Annotated in this window: 19 protein-coding genes; 18 read left to right on the top strand and 1 reads right to left on the bottom strand. The window is 39.5% G+C overall.

All coding sequences use genetic code 11. The annotated features are described in order from the left end of the window. Window positions 1-138: 138 nt before the first annotated feature. The gene (locus AC1Z3K_RS02435) at window positions 139-897 is read right to left on the bottom strand and encodes an IclR family transcriptional regulator (protein ID WP_426082231.1); all 759 of its coding nucleotides are present in this window, start codon (window positions 895-897) and stop codon (window positions 139-141) included. A gap of 201 nt (window positions 898-1098) precedes the next feature. Here AC1Z3K_RS02435 and AC1Z3K_RS02430 point away from each other — a divergent pair, with 201 nt between their 5' ends. The 18 genes from AC1Z3K_RS02430 (at window position 1099) to AC1Z3K_RS02345 (ending at window position 16360) form a co-directional block, all read left to right on the top strand. Beyond that, window positions 1099-2553 carry an aldehyde dehydrogenase gene (locus AC1Z3K_RS02430; RefSeq protein WP_461731737.1) on the top strand — a complete coding sequence of 485 codons (1455 nt, stop codon included), beginning with the start codon at window positions 1099-1101 and terminating at the stop codon, window positions 2551-2553. A 14-nt stretch (window positions 2554-2567) separates the two neighbouring features. Next, window positions 2568-3341 (top strand): 2-keto-4-pentenoate hydratase, encoded by a 774-nt coding sequence (locus tag AC1Z3K_RS02425; protein ID WP_461731736.1) that lies wholly within the window; start codon window positions 2568-2570, stop codon window positions 3339-3341. Between the two features lie 16 nt (window positions 3342-3357). Then, window positions 3358-4227, top strand: coding sequence for an acetaldehyde dehydrogenase (acetylating) (locus AC1Z3K_RS02420; RefSeq protein WP_461731735.1), 870 nt, complete (start codon window positions 3358-3360; stop codon window positions 4225-4227). 13 nt (window positions 4228-4240) lie between these two features. Continuing rightward, complete coding sequence (dmpG, locus tag AC1Z3K_RS02415; RefSeq protein WP_461731734.1) at window positions 4241-5251, top strand: 4-hydroxy-2-oxovalerate aldolase; 1011 nt, start codon at window positions 4241-4243, stop codon at window positions 5249-5251. Window positions 5252-5266: 15 nt separating this feature from the next. Next, complete coding sequence (locus AC1Z3K_RS02410; RefSeq protein WP_426082226.1) at window positions 5267-6058, top strand: 2-keto-4-pentenoate hydratase; 792 nt, start codon at window positions 5267-5269, stop codon at window positions 6056-6058. A 15-nt stretch (window positions 6059-6073) separates the two neighbouring features. Next, entirely contained in the window at window positions 6074-6265 is a 192-nt protein-coding gene (locus AC1Z3K_RS02405) for a 4-oxalocrotonate tautomerase (RefSeq protein WP_461731733.1), read from the top strand. Window positions 6266-6286: 21 nt separating this feature from the next. Further along, the gene (locus tag AC1Z3K_RS02400; RefSeq protein WP_461731732.1) at window positions 6287-7315 is read left to right on the top strand and encodes a VOC family protein; all 1029 of its coding nucleotides are present in this window, start codon (window positions 6287-6289) and stop codon (window positions 7313-7315) included. Between the two features lie 172 nt (window positions 7316-7487). Further along, window positions 7488-7733, top strand: a complete 246-nt coding sequence (locus tag AC1Z3K_RS02395; protein ID WP_461731731.1) for a hypothetical protein — start codon at window positions 7488-7490, stop codon at window positions 7731-7733. 121 nt (window positions 7734-7854) lie between these two features. After that, window positions 7855-8097 carry a GNAT family N-acetyltransferase gene (locus AC1Z3K_RS02390; RefSeq protein ID WP_461731730.1) on the top strand — a complete coding sequence of 81 codons (243 nt, stop codon included), beginning with the start codon at window positions 7855-7857 and terminating at the stop codon, window positions 8095-8097. 20 nt (window positions 8098-8117) lie between these two features. Next, on the top strand, window positions 8118-9626 hold the full coding sequence (locus tag AC1Z3K_RS02385; RefSeq protein WP_461731729.1) for a HEAT repeat domain-containing protein: 1509 nt from the start codon (window positions 8118-8120) through the stop codon (window positions 9624-9626). 100 nt (window positions 9627-9726) lie between these two features. Then, on the top strand, window positions 9727-10245 hold the full coding sequence (locus tag AC1Z3K_RS02380) for a GNAT family N-acetyltransferase (RefSeq protein WP_461731728.1): 519 nt from the start codon (window positions 9727-9729) through the stop codon (window positions 10243-10245). A 35-nt stretch (window positions 10246-10280) separates the two neighbouring features. After that, window positions 10281-10802, top strand: a complete 522-nt coding sequence (locus tag AC1Z3K_RS02375) for a hypothetical protein (protein WP_426082220.1) — start codon at window positions 10281-10283, stop codon at window positions 10800-10802. Between the two features lie 257 nt (window positions 10803-11059). Continuing rightward, the gene (locus tag AC1Z3K_RS02370) at window positions 11060-12652 is read left to right on the top strand and encodes a hypothetical protein (RefSeq protein WP_461731727.1); all 1593 of its coding nucleotides are present in this window, start codon (window positions 11060-11062) and stop codon (window positions 12650-12652) included. An 18-nt stretch (window positions 12653-12670) separates the two neighbouring features. Beyond that, window positions 12671-12973, top strand: coding sequence for a hypothetical protein (locus tag AC1Z3K_RS02365; protein ID WP_461731726.1), 303 nt, complete (start codon window positions 12671-12673; stop codon window positions 12971-12973). A gap of 98 nt (window positions 12974-13071) precedes the next feature. Then, window positions 13072-13590, top strand: coding sequence for a hypothetical protein (locus AC1Z3K_RS02360; protein ID WP_461731725.1), 519 nt, complete (start codon window positions 13072-13074; stop codon window positions 13588-13590). Window positions 13591-13715: 125 nt separating this feature from the next. Beyond that, on the top strand, window positions 13716-14045 hold the full coding sequence (locus tag AC1Z3K_RS02355) for a nucleotide pyrophosphohydrolase (protein WP_426082216.1): 330 nt from the start codon (window positions 13716-13718) through the stop codon (window positions 14043-14045). A 1216-nt stretch (window positions 14046-15261) separates the two neighbouring features. Then, window positions 15262-15483 carry a hypothetical protein gene (locus tag AC1Z3K_RS02350; protein ID WP_426082215.1) on the top strand — a complete coding sequence of 74 codons (222 nt, stop codon included), beginning with the start codon at window positions 15262-15264 and terminating at the stop codon, window positions 15481-15483. 184 nt (window positions 15484-15667) lie between these two features. Beyond that, window positions 15668-16360 (top strand): hypothetical protein, encoded by a 693-nt coding sequence (locus AC1Z3K_RS02345; RefSeq protein WP_461731724.1) that lies wholly within the window; start codon window positions 15668-15670, stop codon window positions 16358-16360. Window positions 16361-16416 lie beyond the last annotated feature (56 nt).

The raw sequence follows: 16416 nt of genomic DNA, 5'->3' as shown, positions 1-16416 counted from the left end.
TGAGCAGCCGTAGTTCATTATTGAATGTAGAATTAAACACAGCTGTAAAAGGGGAGAAATAAGTGCCTCCTTTTACAGCTGTGTTTTTATTCGTAAAGAGAAGTCTGGGATATAAATAATAATTTTCCAGACTTTCTCTTATCTTCGAAAACCTAGATTCTCAGAAGCCGCTTTTGAGGCATCAATGATTAAGGGAACAAACTCTCTGATTTTCTTCGTAGAGAACCGGGTCGTTGCTCCGACGATTCCTAAGGAAGCTACAACAGAGCCGGAATAATCCCAAACCGGAGCAGCTAAAGAAGAAACTCCTTCTGTTAATTCATCTTTGCTGTAGGCAAAGCCGGCTTTTTTTACTTTTTTCAGTTCCTCTCTTAATTGAAAGGGATTGGTTATCGTTTGTGGTGTAAAGGCATTTAACGGCATATCGAAGTATTTTTCCTGAAAGCTTTGTTCTTGGAATGCCAGCAGAATTTTACCGGAGCTGGTTGCATGGGAAGGATTTCGTTTTCCTAAGTGAGTTTGAATTTTTGTATGAGTGATGGATTCTTCTTTTTGGATATAAACAGTATCCAGCCCGTCTAAAATGGCGATATGACTGCTTTCACCTGTTCGTACGACTAGCTGGCTCAGCGCAGGAGATACCTCTTGCTGGATGCGCATGGCGCTTAGTGCTACACCGGCAAGGTTAATAATTGATAAGCCAAGCATATAAGATTGATTGTCCGAAGCTTTCTTGATAAAGCCTTCTGAAGCTAAGGTAGTTAAACTGCGGCTGACTGTGCTTTTGGCTAGACCGGTCCGTTCACTGAGCTCTGTGACTCTCAGCTTTGGCTGATCAGCGGAAAAGCATTTTAGAATAAGCAAGGCATTCTTTACAGATTGTAGTTCACTGCTCATAAGTAATTCTCCTCCTTTGGCTTGTTCTTGTATACGGAACAGATATTTAAAAAAAATAAAATGAAAACGCTATCTTTTCTTGGATTATAAACATAATTACAAGGAATTTAAAGTTTGTTGCTCATAGAGGAACTGAGAGCTGGGTCTTTTAACTGCTTTCCCATAAGATAAGAGCAAGAAAGAACGAAGGGGGAACGTCTAATGACACAAAAAAATAATCAAACGGGTATCGACTGCCGACATTATATTGATGGGAAATATGTTGATTCGATTAACGGTGCTGTTTTTGAAAATAGTAATCCTGCTACTAAAGAGAAGCTGGGAACTGTGGCAAAAGGAAGTAAAGAAGACGTTGATAAGGCAATCACCGCAGCAAAACGAGCCAAAGATGGCGAGTGGAAAAAGATGCCTATGCGTGAACGCTCAAAAATTTTAAGAAAAGTTGGTGATTTAATTCTTGAAAGGCTTGATGAGCTAGCCATGCTGGAGACATTGGATACAGGCAAACCATTGTGGCTATCTAAGACGCTGGATATTCCGCGGGCTGCTCACAACTTCCATTTTTTTGCGGATTATATGACTACTATTGGACAGGAAAGCTACCAGCAGGATGATGTCGCGCTGCATTATGCAGTGAGAAAACCTGTTGGTGTAGTCGGCTTGATTAATCCTTGGAATCTGCCGCTGCTGCTGATGACATGGAAGCTGGCGCCGGCTTTAGCTGCCGGAAATACAGTCGTAATGAAGCCGTCTGAGGTAACCCCGATGACCGCAACAGTTATTGCTGAAATATGTACGGACGCTGGTATTCCAAAGGGAGTTGTCAATCTAGTTCATGGATTTGGCGAAGCTGGAGCAGCATTGTCAGACAGTCAGGATGTTGACGCAATCGCTTTTACTGGAGAAACAATCACTGGAACAGCAATTATGAAAGCTTCTGCACCATCACTAAAAAAATTATCTTTTGAGCTTGGCGGAAAAAATCCCAATATCATTTTTGACAGTGCAGATATTGAAGATGCAGTTGAAACTTCAATACGTTCCAGCTTTTTAAATCAGGGTGAGGTTTGTCTCTGCGGTTCTAGAGTTTACGTACAAAAAGGAGTCTATGATGAATTTGTAGACAAACTGGTAAAACGTACGAAGGAGCTTAAAATAGGCGATCCATTAGCAGATGAAACCTTTGTCGGTTCGGTTGTCAGTGAAGAACACTACAACAAAGTTTTGAGCTACTTAGAGATTGCTAAGGAAGAACAAGGGACTTTTTTAACTGGGGGAAGAGCAACTCCGAACGCACCAGGTTATTTTATTGATCCAACGATTATTGTTGGTTTGGATAAAGATTCACGCTGTGTTAGAGAAGAGATATTTGGTCCTGTTATAACCATTCTGCCTTTTGAAACAGAAGAAGAGGTTTTGAAACAAGTAAACGATACAACCTATGGTCTAGCAGCAACGATGTGGACGCAGGATTTGAAACAGGCTCACCGGATAGCAGCAGAGATTGAGGCTGGTATCGTTTGGATTAACACTTGGTTCCTAAGAGATTTACGGACACCGTTTGGTGGTATGAAGCATAGCGGAATTGGACGTGAAGGTGGTGCACACAGCTTTGATTTTTACACAGAGCTGACAAATATCACTGTTAAGTTATGACGGGAGGAAGAGAAATGATTTTCAATGCAGCACAATTATCTGAGCATTTGGCATCTTCCAAAAAAAATGGTGGTGTTCAGCCGTTGACAGAACTGATTCCTCTGTTGAGTGTTGAAGAAGCTTACCAGGTTCAATTGAAAACCATCAGTAAACAACTCGCAGCCGGCAATAAAATTACAGGAAAAAAGATTGGTCTAACTTCTACGGCAATGCAGGATTCTTTAGGAGTATCCGAGCCTGACTATGGGCATCTTCTTGATAGTATGGAAATTATCGACGGGGGCAAGGTTCAATCGAAACAAGTCCTTCAGCCTCGAGTAGAAGGAGAAATTGCTTTCGTATTAAAAGAAGCTTTGAAGGGTCCCAAAGTGACCGCATTGGATGTCATTCAGGCAACGGATTATATTACGCCGGCTATTGAAATTGTCGACAGCCGAATTAAGGACTGGAAGCTAACCTTACAGGATACAGTGGGAGATAATGCATCATCAGGTCTATATGTTTTAGGTACAAAAAAATTCTCTTTGAAAGAAATAAACTTGCGGCTAACAGGTATGGCTCTTTATAAAAACGGTAAGCTGCAGAACACCGGAGCTGGAGCTGCCTGTCTGGATAATCCGATTAACGGAGTGGTATGGCTGGCCAATAAGCTAGCAGCTTATGATATCCAGCTGGAAAAAGGAGAAGTGATTCTTTCCGGGGCTTTATCTGCAGCAATACCAGCAGAGGAAGGCGACTATTTTGAAATAAAGTTCAATCAGCTGGGAAATGTAGCAGTGCGCTTTTAAAGAAGGAGGTAAGGTGATGGAGAAGTTAAAAGCTGGAATTATTGGTTCGGGAAATATTGGCAGTGACCTGATGATTAAGCTGCTGCGTTCAGAGTGGATTGAACCTGCAGTAATGATTGGAATTGATGACCAGTCAGAAGGAATGAAAAGAGCTCGAGCACATGGGTTGAAGACTTTTACAGGCGGAATTGACCAATGGGCTGAAGAAGCACCGGAATCAGCCGACATTTTGTTCGATGCTACATCTGCAAATGCTCATATTCATAATTGGGAGGTTGCTGGCCGACTGGAAAAATGGATGTTGGATCTCACTCCAGCTGCTATTGGACCTTTCGTGATTCCTCCAGTGAATTTAAAAAAACACATTCATGAGAAAAATATCAATATGGTTACTTGCGGCGGACAAGCCACAGTACCGATTATTGCAGCAATTGGAAAGGTAGCTCCTGTAAAATATGGGGAAATAGTGGCAACGATTTCCAGCAAAAGTGCCGGACCGGGAACTCGAGCAAATATTGATGAGTTTACAGAAACTACTAGCAAAGCCATCGAAGAAATCGGCGGAGCTGAAAAGGGCCGGGCAATCATTATCTTAAATCCGGCTGATCCGCCTATTCTTATGCGTGATACGGTTCGAGTATTAGTAGATGGTGAAGTAAATGAAGCAGCTATCACAGCAGCTATCAATGATCGAGTAAGAGAGGTACAGGCATATGTACCAGGCTATCATTTACGTTCAGAGCCAATTATTGACGGAAATGAAGTCACTGTTTTTATCGAAGTAGAAGGTGCCGGGGACTTTCTGCCTCCTTATGCCGGGAATTTGGATATTATGACCTCAGCTGCTATCCAGGTTGCAGAGGAAATTGTCAAAAATAATCAATGAAGGAGGGATAATCTTGAATGAAGATTTAGATGTAATTATCACAGAGGTTGCCTTGAGAGACGGCAGTCACGCAGTTAAGCATAGTTTTACTGAGGAACAAGTAAGAGACGTTGTTCGCGCCTTGGATCAAGCCAGGGTTCCATATATTGAAGTGTCTCATGGCGATGGTTTAGGCGGCAGTACGCTACAGTATGGTTTGTCTAAAGTTGATGAGTTTAAGCTGATTCAAGCGGCAGTGGAAACCGCAGAGTATTCTAAAATCGGTGTGCTGTTGCTGCCCGGGATAGGGACCCTTCATGAATTGAAGCGGGCACATGCACTCGGTGCCTCTCTGGTAAGAGTGGCAACCCATGTAACCGAAGCAGATGTCTCAGCTCAGCATATTCAGGAGGCTCGGAAATTAGGCATGACAACCATTGGCTTTCTAATGATGGCGCATATGGCTCCAGTCGACAAGCTGGTCGAACAGGCTAAGCTGATGGAAAGCTATGGTGCTCAAGCAGTTTATATGACCGACTCTGCTGGAGCATTGCTGCCGCAGCAGGTATATGAACGAATTTCTGCTTTAAAATCCGCATTGTCTGTAGAAGTCGGCTTTCATGCCCATAACAATCTTGGCTTGGCAATGGGCAATACCTTGGAATCCATTCGAGCTGGAGCAACAAGAATTGATGGCAGTATTCGTGCTTTAGGTGCTGGTGCCGGCAATACACAGACAGAGGTACTGGTTGCTGCTTTAGAAAAAATGGGGGTTAAAACAGGTATCGATTTATACAAAATTATGGATGCCGCCGAAGCTGTTGTTGCACCGCTGCTGCAAGTGCCCCAGGAAATTACTAAAGAAAGTTTAACATTAGGCTACGCAGGAGTGTACTCCAGTTTCAGGCTGCATGCACAACGTGCAGGGGAAAAATATGGAATTGACCCTCGGGATATCCTGATTGAGTTAGGCCGGCAGAAGGTTGTTGGCGGTCAGGAAGATATGATTATTGATACCGCAAAAAAATTAATGGAGAAAAAATAAATCGGAGGTGAAGAATTGTTGGATGGCAAGAAAAGAAATGAGCTGGTCGATTATGTTTTAAATGCTCAAGACGAAAACTATGAGATTCTTAAAATTACCGAGAAACTTTATCCCAAATTAACAATGGCTGAAGCATATCAGATTCAGGCAGCGCTCATCAAGCGAAGACTGGATAGAGGTGAAAAAATTGTTGGGCCGAAAATGGGACTGACTAGTCTAGCCAAGCTTCAGCAAATGAATGTTTCAGATCCGATTTATGGCTATGTATTTGATACGATGGTTGTTCCAGATGGGGGCACTGCGGAAATGGCGGATTATATTCATCCTAAAGTAGAACCGGAGATTGGTTTTATTTTAAAAAAAGAGCTAAAGGGTCCTGGTGTTACAAAAGAAGCCGTTCTCGAAGCAACAGAAGCTGTTTTTCCGGCAATAGAAATTATCGACAGCCGCTATTTAAACTTTAATTTTACGATGACAGATGTTGTTGCAGATAATACGTCTGCCGCTGGTGCTGTATTCGGTACTCATCTGATTAGTCCAAAAGGCATAGATCTTGAAACTATCGGGGTTGTCCTACAGATTAATGGTGAGGTAAAGACTGTTGGTGCCGGTGCAGCTGTTCTAAATCATCCAGCAGAATCAGTTGCCTATCTGGCAAATATGCTGGCGGAAAAAGGAGAAGCTATAAAGCCGGGAGAACCCATTTTGACTGGCGGTTTAACAGAGGCAGTTGCCGTTTCTTCTGGTGATTATGTAGAAGTTAAATTTGGTGAAACATTAGGTGAAGTACGCCTATTTATGAAATAGTTCAGGAGGGAGCATATGCCACTCATTCATATTGAAATCATGGAGGGACGGTCAGAAGAAAAAATAGAGAGGCTGATCGCTGAAGTAACGGAAACAATTGAAAGCGTTTTAGAAGTACCGGAGCAAAATGTTCGTGTAATCGTTTCTGAGGTGCCGAAAACCCACTGGGGAATTGGCGGAGTGTCTGCAAAAAAACTAAAAAGATAAAAGGAAAAGGAGAACAAGAATATGACAAATACACAGGTAGAACCATTATTTGAAGTAGCGCAGCTGGCCATGGTAAATCTTTATACTCCAAAACTGGAAGAATCTGTTAAGTTTTTTGAAATCATGGGGATGATTGTCGTCAATCGCGATGAAGCAGGCTCTGTATATATGCGGGCGTATGAAGATCCTTATCAATACAGTATGAAGCTAACGCCTCATCATGAAGCAGGACTTGCAAAAGCCAGCTGGCGTGCAACTAGTCAGGCAGCCCTAGAACGGAGAGTAGCAGTTCTTTCCAATCTTCCTGAGGGGAAAGGCTGGGTGGAACCGGCTTTTGGCAGAGGAAAAGCGTATGAATTTACTAGTCCAGATAATCATTTGTTTGAAATTTTCTTTGATGTAGACTATTATGTTGCGCCGGAAGAATTAAAATCAAAACTAAATAACCGTCCTCAACGTCGTCCGCTTACAGGTGTTCCTGTTCGCCGATTAGATCATATGAACTGTCTATCTAAAAGTGTAGATAAAAATGTCGAATTCTTTACGGAACATCTTGGCTTTAAGGTTCGTGAATATTTAGCTAAAGAAGATGGCGGAAAAGGAGCTGCTTGGCTGTCGGTATCGCCGCTTGTTCATGAAATTGCTTTTATGGCTGATGGAATGTTTGATAAAGCGGAACCGGGTCGTCTTCACCATATTGCCTATTGGTTTGGTGATCCTCAAGATTTAGAATATCTATCTGATGCTTTAACAGAATTAGGTATTCCCATTGAAGCTGGTCCGCTGAAGCATGGTGTTTCTCAAGCTAAATGTATGTATGTTATTGAACCAGGAGGTAATCGGATTGAGCTGTTTGGAGATACAGGATATTTAATTTTTGATCCAACCTTTGAACCAGTTGAGTGGAAGCTGACAGATGCAGAAAAGGCAATCATTTGGTATGGTGCCAGCCTGCCGCACAGCTACTTCCGTTATGGTACACCTGTGATTCCAGATGAAGAAATCATCCCGTTTTATCCCGCTGAACAGGAAGCCATCCTGACTAAGTAAGGATGAAATAATTGAATAGCAGAAAGAAACCGAAGCCCAAATTTAGCTGCTTCGGTTTCTTTTTTTTGCAGAGCTGCAAAGGTGCATCAACTAAAAGAGCTGTAATTAGCGCTTATTTATCAGGTATAATGAGAAGAACAGGTATAGGGGAAACGAATGAGGAGAGAAAAGGATGATTAAAAAAGCAGAGAAAATAGATGTACCTAAACTTGTTTGTCTGTACAACCAAGTAACAGATAAGCTGATAAAAAGAGGTATTCAACAGTGGTGTTATCCCTGGACAGAGCAGCAGATTGAAAATATTCTACCGATGCTGTTTCTTCTAAAAAAATCAGAACGGATTATTGGGAGTATGAGCATTTCAGAAATGGAAAATTTTCATGAGGTCGTGACAAAAGTGTTTAGCTTCGAGAAATAAGACGAATTATCCGAAAATAGCTTTTCATATTTTTGAGATAGTTCGGCTTATTTCCGAGAGAGCTACTTTTGGAACGCCGTTTATTCGGATTTTAGACAAAGAAGAGTTCGGGCATTTACTTATGTCCCAAACTCCAGTTTTATTCATTGGAAAGATAGCCATTCATCCAGAATATCAAGGTCAGGGGATACTAGACAGACTGTTTGCCTTTGCTCAAAACAAAGGAGAATTTGAGCAAAAAGAGGTTTATTTTGACTGCTGGGCAGGGAATGAAAAACTGGTAACCTACTATAAAAAGAAAGCAGCATACATAAAAAATGTAGAAGAAGCAGGTTATGAGACAGCACTGTTTCAATTAAAATAAAAGGGAGGGAAAAGGATAAGATGAAACAAAAGGAACATCAAATTCAGCGTTTTAATCAACAAATGAGCACACATTCCAGTGGAGAAATGATTAAGTATTATTGCTACAAGCTACGGTTGGATTATAAAAATCATCAGAATTATTTCGCTGTGCTGACTAGCTGTTTACATACATTAACACCCAAGGCTCTATTAGATACTTATAAGGAACTAAGAGCATTCTCCCACTATAAAACAGATAAATGGCAGTGGCTGAATTTAGATAAAAAACAGCTTAAAAGGATTAATGAGAAGGATTCCGGCTCTTTTTGGCTCTGGCTGACTGCTCATCCTAATGGTTATATTCGTGAGCTGGCTTGGGAGAAGCTTGTAGAATGGCCGCTAAAGCGTAAAGCGGTATTTTTATTAATGACGCTCAATGATAATGTCCCAAAGCTTCGTCAAATGGCTCTGGTAGCTTTAAGTCAGCTGGACACCTGCTGTGATGAGGACTGGGAATACTGCCTGCCCTTTATTCAGCGGCTCTCAGGATTAGGGCACAAAGAGAACATAGAATTACAGCAACGACTAGTCCAGGTGTTATTGACAAAGCCGAAAATACTCTTAAGAGCTCAGCAGTCAGAGGATGTCTTTATTTACCGTTATGCTTTTGAATTAGGATTTTCAGCAGATGAGGAAACGAAAATGGAGAGCATCCATAATGGACTGAACAAGTCTGATAAAGTGACTTTAGCGAGAAGCTTCAAAGTTCTGATTAAAACAACCGAGCATCAGGAAGAACAGATTAGACAGCTGTTGTCTCATCCTCAAACAATTCTTCGAAAGCTCGCAAGCGAATGGAGTTACAGCCATTTGGAAAAAGAGGAAACGATGATTCCTAGGCTATTGGATAGTGCCAAAAGTATCCGTTATTTGACCAGAGATTATGTGGTCAAACAGTTTCCTGACATGAATATCCGCACGTATTATCATCAGCATCTTGAAACAAATGAAGTGACAGCACTGCAGGGGCTGGCAATGCTGAGGGACCCTCGTGATGAAGAGCAGATGAGAAAAAAACAAAACGATTCTAGGAAGAAAATCCGTACAGCGGTTCTTGATTGGGCAGTTTGCTTATCACCTCTGGAACAAGTCCCGCTCTTTTATCAAGGTCTTGCGGATTGCTCTAGGGAAGTACGGCAAAAGGCGATCGAGGGATTGAGGGCTATTTATACTCCTGCTATTGAAGGAGATATAATGAATCAGTTTCAGCAAACAGCAAATTTTTATTGCCAGCAAAGTATTTTAAATTTGCTGACGAGCAGTCCCAGAAAAGAATACCTGCTGATTTTATTTGAACTGTACCCTTGTGCCCTGAATGACGCTATTCAAGAGGCTATTCAAAGGCGAATCCAAAGCTGGTATAAGGAATGGAACCGCCATTTTTTCGTCCAGTTTACCGCTGCTGAAAAGCTTCAGCTAAGAAAGCTGTTGACCGGCTATGCGAATGATTCTAGCGAAATAGCCATATTGGGAGAGTTGTTTATCTGATTTGAAATGACTTGTTCAGCTTAGCAGGAATGAAAGGAAAAAAGCTTTTTCAGAGTAGTTATTGATAAAGGAAATACAACTAAAAAATGGAGTGTGCAGTATGAGCAAAATACAATTAATCAAGCCTTCAATTGTATATGAAGGGCAGATAAAAGAATATAGAAACGAATTTCTACAGTCTAAGACTTCGATGGATGGCACCTCATTTCTTGCGGATTACGAAGAGATAGAAAAATGGCTGGATTGTATCAAAATGAATAGCAACAGTGAAACAGTAGCAGAAGGACTGGTTCAAGCAACTCAGTTTCTGGCTGTTCGCGGGGAAGATCAACTACTTGTGGGAATGATTAGTGTCCGACATGAACTCAATGACTATCTTGCTCGAATTGGCGGCCATATTGGCTACAGTGTCCGGCCAAGCTTTTGGGGGAAAGGATATGCCAAAGAAATGCTAAAGCGGTCGCTGGACTTTTGCCGACAGCTTGGTCTGGAAAAGGTTCTTGTAACCTGTGATCAAAGTAATTTTGCGTCTCGAAAGGTTATTTTGTCTAATGGGGGTGTATTTGAAGGAGAAGTAGAGGATGATGAAATAGTCGAACGGTATTGGATAAACCTTTAACAGGTAGTAATTAGCTAAATAGAAGGAGCGAATGAATGAAGCAGCAGATTCAAGCGTTATTCAGAGATAAAAAACACTTTGCTGCAATGACAGCAGAGATAGATATTCAAGTAGTCGGCTTTGAAGAATACTCTTTTAGTAAATCCGTCATGCAGGTAGATATTTTAATGGTACCTAAAAAGGAAATCGGGACAGTTAAGGATGCTTTCTCAGCGTTGTTTAAAAAAGAACTTTTTGATAGTGAAGAATGGCCGTTGGAGGAAGAACCAAACAAAAAAGATGCGGAGTGGTTAAATGCTCTGGAAAACGTTTGGATTCCTGCTTATTTTGGGATGCTCAATCAAATAGATATTCAAGCTGTTTCTCCTACAAGATTTTTTAGTTATCTGCATAATGATTTAGCAGCGGTTGAAACACCTTTGAAAATTGTCGAGCTGCTTTTGGAAAAAATGGATAAACCCGAGCTGATTCAAGTACAGAAGGGCTATACATACCGGCGGATTTTTGGGCAGTCAAGTACACATTATTTTTTCTTTGATTACGGCATCTATGATTAGTTTTTTAGTTTACGAGTTGAAAGAGGGGAAGGCCTTATTCCTATTCCTGTATCTATTATTTATAGGGAACTAATTAGGAATAAAGCAGGAAGCAAAGAATTAGCAGCAGGAATCGTCAGATCTGATTGAAACCTGTGAAACACAATCAGCCTGTTTTTCAATTTTTATCATAAAAATAAAGCCATAATCTTTTAAGAATTGTTATAATATAAAATGATCGATTGGATCATGGAGAAAATAAAAAGGTGGTAATAAAAATGAAGAGAATATGGAAAGCTCGAAAGAAGGTTATTATTTTATCTGGATTGGCTTTGATCGGAATCTGTCTAGCTGTTGGTATATATCTGGAGCAAGAACACCGAGTAGAGCAGGAACCAGATATGGGATTCAGTACAGAAATCAGACAATCAGATAAAACGTTGGAAAATGAAACGCTTATCTATTCAGCAAAGGGCTATATGGGCTTAATGGATGAGAACGGCAAGATATTACTGAATGGTGTGGAAGAGAAGATAACAGAAATAGAATCAATTCCAAATAGTAAGCTTTTTGCATGTCAAGATGAAAATTATAAAAGCTTTTATTACATTTCCGGAACTAATGAACGGTTGGAAGGAGACTATTCCATCTCAAAAAGTGCCTTTTCTAAAGGGGAGTACGGTGCGTACAGAGATACAGCTATAAATAGACTGGGAATCATCAAGAATAATGGTGAAATTATCAAAGCAGCCAGAGATATGAAGTTTGAACAGGTGAAATCAATTTATTTTGAAACTAGTTATTTAGCGACCATCCATTTTACAGATGGCAAGAGTGCAGTTTTAAATTATAAAGGCGAGCTGCTGACTGAGCGTTTTGAAGATTTATATATTAACAGCAGTGATAATCCAAAGGTTAAAGGGGCTATTGTTCAGATAAATGATGAAGAGGGAATTCTACATTGTGAAAAGGGCTGGACCTTAACACCTGTCAATGCCAGAGAAAAGAAAATTGAAGATATTTATAGTTATAGAGATAATACGGTTGCAAAGTATTACACTACAGACAATCAAAATGGCCTGATTGATGAAAACGGTGAAATCATCAAAACAGAGGATGGATCGCCTTTGCTTTTCCAATCCATTGGCACATTTAGTTCAGCTGGTATCGCCACTGCTAGAAGTGAGTTCGGCGAGGAATTGATTATTGATAAAACAGGCAAGATTCTAATGACTGGAGAAGAAATAGAGGAAAACGAACTGGGATCAATCTATGACTTTGATAAGGATGGTTATGCATTATCCTATTATAGAGACAAGGAGTTCAACCGCTCTTACGTCCTTATTGATGAAAATCTGAAAAAAGCAGCTGTTTTAGATTCTGATATGGATGACTATACTTATCTTGGGTTTGGTTTGCTTAGTGCGAGAGAAGTAGGGAATGGCAGCAAAAGCTATGCCTTGGTTAATATAGATGGAGATATACTGCTCTCTCAAGAGGAAGCCGAAAAAAGAAAGATTCATGGAATTACCCGCTTTGAAAACAGCAATTTTGCCACAATATATAATAAAGCGTATGACAATGGTTTAATTGATAAAAATGGAAAAGTTCTCTATACAATCAAAAAGGACCGGTCTATTACATTAGAAAAAATTCTGAATAGCTGGAGAGTTACACTTTATAAAGAAGGAATTAATGGTACAAATAAGAAGCTATACACGAACAAGGATGGCGAGTGCTTCTATGAGGAAAATGAGGATCAGCCAATTTTTATTGGGAAGGATATATTGATGATTGTAAATTCTGTGGGAATTACCGAGGTGTTTGATCAAGATGGCTATCTGATTGATAAAATAGCAGTGAAAGAATAGCGTGGAAGAGGTCGCCTAATGAAAAACTTTAGAGCATGGGTTCATACTGCGGCAGTCCTTCCTGATTACGTTAGCTGCCTGTCTGAGCTTTCTTGTCCCTCATGTGAAGGTAGGACACTTGATTACTTATATGTAGGGGATCAAAAGTCACGCATCGGTTACAGTCTGGTCTGGTGCAGCAGCTGCAATAAAGGAATCCAAATCAGCAGACTGCTTATTCCCGAAGAAATACCATTAGATAAAATTGTTTATTTTGATGATCCAAAGGGAGATAGTAAAATCAGCTCGGCTGTTCCTCACTTCAAGCGAGTGCATCCCTAAGTAAAATAGAACTATGTGGAAAGTATCGACAATTTTAGTTATTATATTTTTTGAAAAATAGTCGGGGAAGAAACAGAGAAGGGGCAGGAAGAATACAGATGGATTTTCTTTTAGATATACTGATACCTGAAAGTGAGCTCTATGGAGTGGAGCTGCAGGAACTGCTTCTAGCATGGGGGGAAGAAACATTTTCTCAAGACCCGCGGGAATATCGATTTGGCCGGAGTTTGCATTTTAAAGAAGTTAAGGGCTTTGACAGATATTTCCAAAAAACATTTCAGCAAAGCTATGATGAGGAAGTTTATCTTGCACTACACTTACAAAGTTCTCATCTTCAAGAGCTGCAGTTTAGGATATGCAAAAATGGAGCGATGGATTACAGTAATGAACTGATTCAGTTTGTGCAGAAGCTTTATCAGCACGTCCCCAATTTTTTTCTTCTACTAGAACTTTGTGATGAATTATCTGATGGCCCTTATGATACAGAAAATGCAGAAGAAGCCATTTATTTATTGAATGAAAGTTTAAGCTTAGTATCGGGTAAAGGGGTAATAATAACTAGAAATAAAAAAATCTCTTATAATTGGCTGAAAAATTTCAGGAAAGTAAAAAGTTGATAGTAAGAGTGAAGCATGTGTTAATCTAACATAAACTACAGGCAGCTATCGAGAGCTTAACAAGGCTGAATAAGAAAATAGTTGTCGGATAGATATAGAGCAAGTAAGCGGATGGAGGTAGAAGAATGGAAGAATTAATTCGTAAAATCAATCATTTTAGAGATGAAAGAGACTGGCGGCAGTATCACCACCCAAAAGATCTGTCTCTATCTATTTGTCTGGAAGCAGCTGAGCTTCTAGAGAATTTTCAATGGCTGACAGACGAAGAAGCTGTATCAAAAAATATGGAGAATATCAAGCAGGAGCTAGCTGATGTCTTAATTTATAGTTTGATGCTGGCGTCAGATTTGGAATTGGATGTTCATGAGATTATTGAAGACAAGATGAAGCTGAATGCGATTAAGTACCCAGTGGATAAGAGTAAAGGGAATAAAGAGAAGTATACGGAGCTGTAATTTTTATATAGGACGAGCTTTGTAAGTTATATTTATCAAGATAATGGCAAGGACAAATAAAAAGAGCTGTCTTAAAAGAAAACCGCAGGTATTAATTGGGTTATGACAGTTGGATGGCACATATTGAAACAAATAATAAGAGAGTGACTGGAAATTCTCTGTAAAATTCGGTACAATAAAGAAGCCAGTGCTCAGTGCTGGTAATTGGGCAAACTTGTCTAGATAGTTACGGCTGTCTATTCAAGGCTTCACAGAATGGTTGGCGCCATTTTGTGAAGTGCCCTTTTTATTTTATCCTGCCTGTGAAAGCAGGATAGAAAAAACGATACCAGGAATTACCCTAATATCGTTTACAATAGTTTTTATTCATAGCCCATCTGCTTTTTTGAAGTGACTGCACAAATAGGACCTTTACCTAAAAGATCGGTATCTATGCAGGGAGAGCATACAAAATAAGCAGCGGCGCGCTGACACTATTGGCAATATGTTGGGCAATTACGGTTGTCACAACGATTCTCTAAAATTCGGTTGGCGCCGAATTAAGAGAGCCAATGAATATATAAAATTGTTTTTTCTATCCCACGCTTATAAGTATAAACGAACAAAAAGAAAACGCAAGACAAAAAGTGAGAAAAAATACGAAGAAACGCCTGAAAATAACAGTTTCTTAAACGTACATTCTGCATTTATTTTGAAACTATAGTCTAATCAATTGATAAAATAAATATAAAAAATAACTTTATTTACAGGTAAATTCTGTTGGGAAATGAGTATTATGATTAGGACCGTTACCTGTGACGTCATAGTATCCAGAAAATAAAAAGCTAACTTATTGATAGTGTCTTTCCAAATATCTTTCTATAGATGGATTGATTACAAAAGAAATAGTTACAAATTTTTTGCACAACAGTACCTTGATTGTGGATGGCTTTGTTGTCTTTAGTCTACTAAAAAAGTACTTTTTCCATGTTTTAAGCCTGAGTAATAGAGTCTGAATTCTTCGCATACCTCAAAGTTATTTCACTTAATTATGGAGGTAAAATAATTCTCATTTTTTTAGATTTAGATGTAAAAAAATGATAACAAATTATTCGTATTTTATGATACTATTTATAAAATAAAGATGAAAAGACTATCTCTTATTTTGAAAAGAATAGATGTTTAAGAAAGTTTTCGATGAATTTGACAAGTAGATTACTATTGGGGGAACGAGACAATGGAACGTAATCATAAAGACAGCAGAATAGCCGAAAAAGTTGCAGACAGTCTTTATAGTGCAGCTGATGATTTAATGAATAGCTTGAAAGAATTACCCCCAGATAATCAAGAAAATCATCTTCAAAAAGCAGTAGAGCAAGTGGTAAAGCCAACTGTAGAAATTAGTAAAATAGTGACTGAAGCAGCAGATCATTTGAAAAAAATATCTAAAGAACTATAAAATAAAGCGGATTGGCCCTATTAGAATTAAGTACATGAGGATTGGAATAAGCGATATAGCAAAGACTAAAAAGTAAATCAAGGCAGCTGTTTATGGGGATCCATTTTTTATGAGTGGCTGCAGCTAATAGGTCGATCTAAAAATAGTGTGGAAAGATTGTTTATGGAAGAAAGAGAGACTAATAATGAATATCTATATTGATTTACCTCAGGCGTTATCTCAGGTAGAGGGGATGAATAGGCTGTGTCAGGAGCAACAGACTATCTATGAACAACTAGCTAATCAGTTTCAAAAATTTATCTTGGAAACATCAAGTCGCTCAAAAGCATACGACTCAGCAAAACAGTATTTTGAAACGGTTTTGCTGCCCTTGATAAGAGGAGGAAAATTACTTTCGGAGATAGTTATTGAGGTAAACAATCAGTTTATAAAAAACTATTTGTCAACGGTCGACTACTGCAGTTTGAATGCTGCCGAGTTATCAGAGCAGATTAGCTATTGGGAAAATCAAATAGAAAAAATTCGACGCTTGCTCAAGGAAGTAGCTGATTCTACTCTGGAGCCTCTAAACAAAGCCTTTTTTATTAGTGAAAACACTACACTTTTAGGAATGTATGGTGAAATAAAAAGTGAATTGAATGGAAAGCTGAATCGTTTGCAGGCCTTCAATCACTATGCGGTAGACTTGTTTGATGAAATCATTCAGTTAGGAGAATGGCTGACAGAAGGCTGTCAGGTGGTTAGGAAGGGCTGGAATTACAAGGAGGCGTTGTTTGTAATTCCCGAAGAAGCAAATATGGGTTGGGCGGATCGCATTAATCAGGCAATTCTTAAACAGGGGAATAAAGAACAGCGTATATCTGTAGAAAATCTATAGAAGAGTGCCAGCAGCTATTATATTTTTCTACATAAATTGTAGGGAAAATTTCAGTC

The sequence above is a fragment of the Enterococcus sp. LJL128 genome, from assembly GCF_056924295.1.
The sequence above is the reverse complement of the archived record's forward strand: the minus strand, read 5'-3'. Positions and strand labels throughout refer to the sequence as shown.